The organism is Siminovitchia terrae, from assembly GCF_003605405.2.
GTDB lineage: Bacteria > Bacillota > Bacilli > Bacillales > Bacillaceae_C > Siminovitchia > Siminovitchia terrae.
In genome coordinates this window covers 1-6257 of sequence record NZ_QYTW02000052.1, presented here as the reverse complement: position 1 = coordinate 6257, position 6257 = coordinate 1, and the positions used below count along the sequence as shown (strand labels likewise).

The following is a 6257-nucleotide window of genomic DNA, read 5'->3' as shown; positions in this document are numbered from 1 at the left end:
CCAGGTATGCTTGAACCTGGCTTTCACCTTTTGCTACATCCAGACCAATGACTGGATTCATTCAAATTCATCCTCCAAAAATAATTACCGGTACCCCTAACCCTTCCTGTAGTGTAATAGCTTCGCTTGTTATACGAGATCTTAGTCCCAACCAGCCTCAAACATGTTTCTACAAGTAGGGGGTGAACTGTTTTGCGGACGGGATCTTTGTCCCACGGGCCATACGTTCTACCCCGGCTACAGTAATCATATATCGATATAAAAAATGTTCAACCAGAAATATCTGGCTAACCTTATAATACGATCGGGCCATTTTCTTTAATAAGAAAGGACATTAGAACAAGACCTTCGAATAAATTAATAAAAAAGAAATAAGGAGGCACGATGGACTTTTTTCTAAAAATAATAGCTTATATAATTTTTGTTCTTGGCTCACTGTATTTCTTCTTTGGCGGAAGTTACCCTGCTGAAAAACCGCGGAAAAACTTTGGAATCATAATGATAATAAGCATTTTAATATTAAGCTACTATTACTGGTTTCCAAATTAAAATAGTCTTACTTATGCCATTAAGGGCGGATACTTGAACAAGGTTGTGCCATAATCGGGCAAGATTGTGGAATAAGAGAAGGAACTGTTTTTAACCTAACCTCTTTCGCAATCTCTACTACACACAAGTCGGACAACAGATATTTCGTTGACATAATAATGGTCATCGTTTAACATATTTGAATGTTCTAAAAAACGATCCCAAATTTTATCTTTTATGATTAATATTATTACTACATTATTTTATAAAAAGGTGTTCTTCTAATTGAGCACCTTTTTATCTTACTTCAATTAAACTGCAAATTTGAAGGTGATACAAACATGTATACAATGATACGTCTTGAAAATGTGACCAAATCATACGGAGAAGGAGATAACAGCTTTTCTGCGTTAAAAAATATAACACTAGACTTCAATTGTGAAGAAGTAACCTTAATAACGGGTACTTCTGGTTCTGGCAAATCGACGCTGTTGAATATAATCAGTACATTAGAATCGCCGACATCTGGGGATGTTTTTTACGACAATCAAAACATATCATATTTAAATTCTGACGAACTCGCTGAAATAAGAAGCCAAAACATTGGATTTGTGTTTCAGCAATTTCATCTGCTGCCGAACCGTACCGCACACGAAAATATCCTCATCCCCTTGCTTCATCAAAGGGTGAATTTTGATAAGGAAAAAAGAGGTCTGGAAGTGTTGGAATCGGTAGGGTTGAAGGATAAAGCTAATGCTTTTCCTTCACAATTATCCGGCGGCCAACAGCAAAGGGTCGCCATTGCAAGGGCTTTGGCGACAAATCCGGATTGGATTCTCGCAGATGAGCCGACAGGGAACCTGGATTCCGTTAATGGTCAAAAGATATATGAGCTGCTCTTTAAAATAAAAAAAGAGAGAGGGTGCGGTTTGATCATCATTACCCATGACCCTTCCTTGGTAGCTAAAACAGACCGTGTGATTGAGTTAAAAGACGGAATGTTGCGCCAGGATCTTTTAAAAGGCAGGTGATCATTACATAATGTTAAGTTATATCATTAAAAACATCTTAAGACAAAAGGACAAATTGGCCTTATTGATCATTGGAGCCCTTTTAATCAGTTCGGGACTGAGCATATTAGTGGGGCTTTCTGAAACGAATAAAGGAACGATTATTCATACGCTCGAAGAGAAATGGCGGACATCCTATGACATTGTGGTCCGGCCGGATGCAGCCGACGAGGAAGCTGCAAATGATTTACTGGATCCCAACTATTTGAGCGGGCTGTCCGGAGGCATTTCCATAGAAGAGTGGGAGAAAATCAAAGGAATCGAAGGAGTTTCCGTCGCAGCACCCATCAGCATGATTGGCTACGCCTCTTATGCCACTAAATTTCAGGAAGTATTTTTGCAGGAACCAGGAATTTATAAGTTTACTTATTCTATGGTTGAGAGTGATGGGATTAAAGACTACAAACAAGATTATACTTCTTTTTATACAGTTGGTTATGTAGTTCCTAACGAATACCATGAATATGGGCTGATTAATTACCAAAAGCAATTAGGGTTAACTCTGTATAATTCAAGTAACGTCTTAATTGCTGCTATCGACCCGGATGAGGAGAGCCGACTTGTAGGGTTGGATAAAGCGGTCATCAAGGATGGCGAGAGTGCTTATCTGAAGCCGGACGCTCCTGTTTCAACAAGCATTAATCCGGAGATGGGATTTAAACAGATCAACCTTCCTATTTTATTAAGCAATCGTTCCTATGCTAACCAAAAATATGTATATACGATTTCCAAATTGGACCTCGATTTTCAAAATAACACTGAAGCGGAAAAGACCATTCAGGAAATTGTTGAAAATGGAGGGGAAAAGTACTTAGAAACAGTCGCTGCCTCAAATAAACGGACATACAAATTTACCACCAAGGACAACCATAAACAGTTAATGGAAAACATCTCCTTCGGAAACAACTACGGAATCGATTCTCTTGAGAGCCTTCTCCAAGAAAAGCCAAGCCCTCTTTTATACAGAAAGGTAGAAAGCCCTTTTGAAAATCAATGGAGCCTGACATATGAAATCAAAACAGAAAAACACGTAACAGATGAGTTTCTGGCTTTTTATAACCTATATAGAAAACCTGAATTTTATGCGAAAGATATGTTAATGATTGATGTTCCGAGGATTGTGCCTAATCTGGTGGGATTCTACGATCCTTCCAAATTGAATTTGACAATGGATCCAACCAATGAACTGCCGATGGAAACATACCGTTTACCAACTGCCAAATATGTGCTGGATGAAAAGGGGAACCCGGTCAATCCACCGAAAAATGTGACCGCCACCTCGAATCCATTCGGATATATCATGCAGCCGCCAGTGATGCTGACGACCATAAACGGTGCGAAAGAGATTATGGGGGATAAGCCTATCTCTGCTATCCGAATAAAGGTGGAGGGGGTTAGCCAACTGTCGCAGGACAGCCAAAAGAAGCTTGAAGAAGTGGCTGAGAAAATTGAAACGCTGACCGGGTTAAAAGCAGATATTACTTTAGGTTCTTCTCCCCAGCCTGTATTGATCCATATACCCGAAACCAATAAAGAGTCTAAACTAGGATGGATTGAACAGCCTTGGATTAAAAAAGGAACGACCATCAATATCTTCAATGAGACCAAGTTGGGGTATTCAGGACTGGTCGCATGTCTGATCATCGTTGCAGTAATGTATGTATTTGCTGTTAATTTGGTTTCCTATCTCTCAAGGAAGAAGGAATTTGCCATATTAAAAGCATTAGGCTGGAAAAATACGAAAATCCAGTCATTGATGATTTTGGAGTCCGTTTTCGTAGGATTCATGGTTGCCCTATTTACAATGATTGTCCTGCTTATCATACGTGCATACAATCCTGGCACGCTCTCCCTATACAAGCTCCTTGTCGTTTCAGGAGGCATTTTGTTTATTTATTTGATGGGGGCGTTATTACCCAGCTTATTTGTGAAAAAAAATCCACCCTGTGGAAGTCATGAAAGAAGGGGAAATCAGTCTCTCAAAAGCAAGGATTGTTCCGGTTAAAGAAATGCTTGGCATTCAGGTCAATGCTATATTTAGCAGATGGCTTCGGAATCTGCTGATGATTTTTACAATAGGCTTGCCCAGCGGGCTGCTCATCGTATTCATCACCGTATCGTTAAAATTGAATGGGGTATTATTCACCACATGGCTTGGCCAATATGTCTCTATGGATGTGAAAGCTCCCCATTATTTTTCGGTAGGCATGTGTTTCCTCATTTCCATTTTAACGACGTCGGAAGTGATGTGGCAAAACATCAAGGAAAGAAATGTGGAAATTTCCCTGTACAAAGCATTAGGCTGGAAAGACCGTACAATCCGAAAGATGGTTTATATGGAAGGGGCCGTTATCGGATTTTTGGGCGGGGTTTTGGGAGTGATATTCAGTATCGTAATTTTGCATTTTATGTATAAAACAATAGCGTGGAATGAATGGTGGATATTTGTAGTATGTTTAATTGTTCCAGTTATTGTAGGTGTCATTAGTGCCGCTATCCCTGCGAGGAAAATAATAAAAATTAATCCTAGTATGGGGCTAAAGGGATGATTTCAAGGTGTAGAAGAAAATTTGTAAGCACATTTTAAATTGGATGAGGACAAACAAAAGGATTTACCTTTAAAATACCAGAAGATATTCCACAATCGGGCGCCATTCTGGAATAAAAATTGAAGTCCAATCTTCAAGAAAAGGGCCAGATAGCAGAACAGTTTATTTTGGTAGGATAAGAGGGATCTAATGAAAAAAATGATCAGTACAATTTTAAAAACTGTTGTCTTTTTTATAGGATGGGCAATTTTAATTTCTTTTACGCCTGATCTACAAACAAAAAACCAGGCATTATTACGACTATGGTGGGAATTTACCCCACTTGTAGTAGTTATTTTATTCTCTATTATTTTTGTTTTGGTAATAGAGAAGGGCAAAGTTCAGGTCTCCATAGGTTCAAGATTCTTTAGAAACTCCCTAACAGGTGTTGTAATAGGTGTCTTATGGCTGGGTAGTGTCGTTGCTGTTCTTTTACTTACAAAAACAATGAGTTTACAAGGTCAAAACAATATTGACCACATATGGATTTGGATTTTGGCATTGTTGTTGAACGTTGCAATGCAAGAATTGTTGGTTAGAGGCTATTTGTATCAATTATGGAAGCAAAAATATAATGTTGTTGTGGCAACTGTTTTAACGACTATATTATTCACTGCGATGCACGGTGGAGCATTTGAAGCAGGTATTTTACCAGTATTAAATGTTGTTTCAATGAGTGTATTTATAACATTATTATTGGAATACACAGGAACAATCATAGCACCCATAATTGCTCACTTTATTTGGAATATAGTTGGAGCAATTATATTGGGTGGCATTTCCGTGGCAAGTGATTATCCAAATCTTTTAGACAGTACGTTTCAAGGAAATACATTAATCTCAGGTGGCATATATAAAATTGAGGGCAGTATTATCGTCTTAGTTGTTAATTTAATTTTAATTACATACTTGTTCGTATTAAGAAAAAGAGTAGGCCAAAATTACAAATAAGTACACTTCCATAAAACCAGCTAATAGTTGTCAACATTTTTCAATGAAAACTTAAAAAGTTTCATGTTATACTAAATTTGAGCATGCCAAATAACCCTCCAAATATTGCATTTGGAAAGCCTTGGTTTATTNGTTTCATGTTATACTAAATTTGAGCATGCCAAATAACCCTCCAAATATTGCATTTGGAAAGCCTTGGTTTATTTAGTAATATTGTTAAATCAAGCTAAATCTTGGAATGTAGTTTTGTTTTTTAAAAGTGCATAAATCCAGTGTAAGAGCTTATTAGCACACGCAATTAAGGCTACTTTATACGGCTTTCCTTCCGCGCGTTTTTTGTCATAAAAGGCACGTAATCGCTTGTTGCGTGGGATGATTTCGTCCGTCGTTTTTTGTTTGCGACAGTCACGAATGGCACATTTAACGGCCATTTATAAAGTTTGCCTAAGTCTGCTTGAACCTCTTTTGGTAATACGATTTTGAGTACCTTTGAATGTTCCAGATTCAAAGACAGTTGGATCAATGCCTGCAAAAGCAACTATCTTCTTAGGGTGATTATATCTTTCAATCTCCCCAATTTCGGCGATAATCGTGGCGGCGATTTTTTCACCAATGCCGGGGATTGAACGGATAATCTCATATTCTTCAATACTTTTCGCTAAAGCATCTATTTCATCCTCAAGCATGGATAGATGTTTTTTGTATCCAAGAAGCATTTGAATATACATATCTAGGCCTAGTATTAGACTTGAATATGAATTCTTTTGAAATGGATTTTGTTCTGCGGCAGCTAATAATTTTTCGGCCTGTTTTTTTGCCCATTGTAGTGAACGAGTGTTACAGAATTCTTTTATTTTAGTTGCCAATGTTTCACAATCAGCTTTCAAAACCTCTTCAGAAGTAGGAAATGCTTGTAGAGTCAGTAAAGAAACATCTGAGTACAGACTTCCAAAAACCTTACTGTATTCAGGAAATACTTGATCTAATACTGCCTGAAATTGGAGTTTGCTTTGCACAACTAAAGCCGTAATATTTTCATGCTGTCTTGTAAGATTACGTAGATTTAGTAATTGAATTCCCCGTTTTTTATAAGGCTCTAATTCCTCTTTATAGTACAGTT

4 protein-coding genes and 1 pseudogene are annotated in these 6257 nt (G+C 37.8%); 4 read left to right on the top strand and 1 reads right to left on the bottom strand.

What is annotated here, in order from left to right; all coding sequences use genetic code 11:
• Positions 1 to 869 precede the first annotated feature (869 nt).
• The 4 genes from D5F11_RS25495 to D5F11_RS25480 all read left to right on the top strand — a co-directional run bounded on the left by D5F11_RS25495 (position 870) and on the right by D5F11_RS25480 (position 5137).
• Positions 870 to 1559 (top strand): ABC transporter ATP-binding protein, encoded by a 690-nt coding sequence (locus tag D5F11_RS25495; protein ID WP_120119577.1) that lies wholly within the window; start codon positions 870 to 872, stop codon positions 1557 to 1559.
• Positions 1560 to 1569: 10 nt separating this feature from the next.
• The gene (locus D5F11_RS25490) at positions 1570 to 3603 is read left to right on the top strand and encodes an FtsX-like permease family protein (protein ID WP_126646691.1); all 2034 of its coding nucleotides are present in this window, start codon (positions 1570 to 1572) and stop codon (positions 3601 to 3603) included.
• Complete coding sequence (locus D5F11_RS25485; protein ID WP_126646690.1) at positions 3554 to 4147, top strand: ABC transporter permease; 594 nt, start codon at positions 3554 to 3556, stop codon at positions 4145 to 4147. The genes D5F11_RS25490 and D5F11_RS25485 overlap by 50 nt, the downstream gene beginning before the upstream one ends.
• Positions 4148 to 4336: 189 nt before the next feature.
• Positions 4337 to 5137: a CPBP family intramembrane glutamic endopeptidase gene (locus D5F11_RS25480; RefSeq protein ID WP_120119575.1), complete on the top strand. Its 801-nt coding sequence runs from the start codon at positions 4337 to 4339 to the stop codon at positions 5135 to 5137.
• Positions 5138 to 5358: 221 nt separating this feature from the next.
• Here D5F11_RS25480 and D5F11_RS25475 read toward each other — a convergent pair.
• Positions 5359 to 6257 (bottom strand): annotated as a pseudogene (locus tag D5F11_RS25475) (IS110 family RNA-guided transposase); the annotation flags it as partial.

Excerpts from the sequence above, each read along its gene's own strand:
- D5F11_RS25495 (WP_120119577.1), top strand. The coding sequence starts at position 870 with ATGTATACAATGATACGTCTTGAAAATGTGACCAAATCATACGGAGAA.
- D5F11_RS25490 (WP_126646691.1), top strand. The coding sequence starts at position 1,570 with ATGTTAAGTTATATCATTAAAAACATCTTAAGACAAAAGGACAAATTG.
- D5F11_RS25485 (WP_126646690.1), top strand. The coding sequence starts at position 3,554 with ATGAAAGAAGGGGAAATCAGTCTCTCAAAAGCAAGGATTGTTCCGGTT.
- D5F11_RS25480 (WP_120119575.1), top strand. The coding sequence starts at position 4,337 with ATGAAAAAAATGATCAGTACAATTTTAAAAACTGTTGTCTTTTTTATA.